The sequence below is a fragment of the Streptomyces sp. URMC 126 genome (genome assembly GCF_051386555.1).
GTDB lineage: Bacteria > Actinomycetota > Actinomycetes > Streptomycetales > Streptomycetaceae > Streptomyces.
This window is the reverse complement of record NZ_JBPQTX010000991.1, coordinates 1-261: the sequence shown is the minus strand read 5'-3', so window position 1 is coordinate 261 and position 261 is coordinate 1. Positions and strand designations below refer to the sequence as shown.

1 protein-coding gene is annotated in these 261 nt (G+C 57.9%); it reads left to right on the top strand.

Annotated features, from left to right (window positions below; all coding sequences use genetic code 11):
• The first annotated feature begins 92 nt into the window (after positions 1 to 92).
• Positions 93 to 245, top strand: a complete 153-nt coding sequence (locus ACSNOK_RS34800) for an H-NS histone family protein (protein ID WP_436784707.1) — start codon at positions 93 to 95, stop codon at positions 243 to 245.
• Positions 246 to 261: the final 16 nt, after the last annotated feature.

The window sequence follows — 261 nt, the reverse complement described above, 5'->3', positions numbered from 1 at the left end:
CATTATTGAGCGCGCGAACTGGCGAACTTGGGCCATGAGGTGCAGCTGATCGCGAGATTGCCAAGGCCGCGGGCTTTTCTTTGCTCGAAAACATGCTGGCCGCTCAGCCTGCAAAGCAAAAGGCTGACCCTAAATACCGGCATCCGGACAATCCCGAACTGACCTGGAGCGGGCGCGGTCGAAAGCCGGGCTGGATTGTAGAGGCTCTGGAAGCCGGAAAGTCGCTGGACGATTTCGCGATCTGACAGACGTCAATAACCC

Excerpts from the sequence above, each read along its gene's own strand:
- ACSNOK_RS34800 (WP_436784707.1), top strand. The coding sequence starts at position 93 with ATGCTGGCCGCTCAGCCTGCAAAGCAAAAGGCTGACCCTAAATACCGG.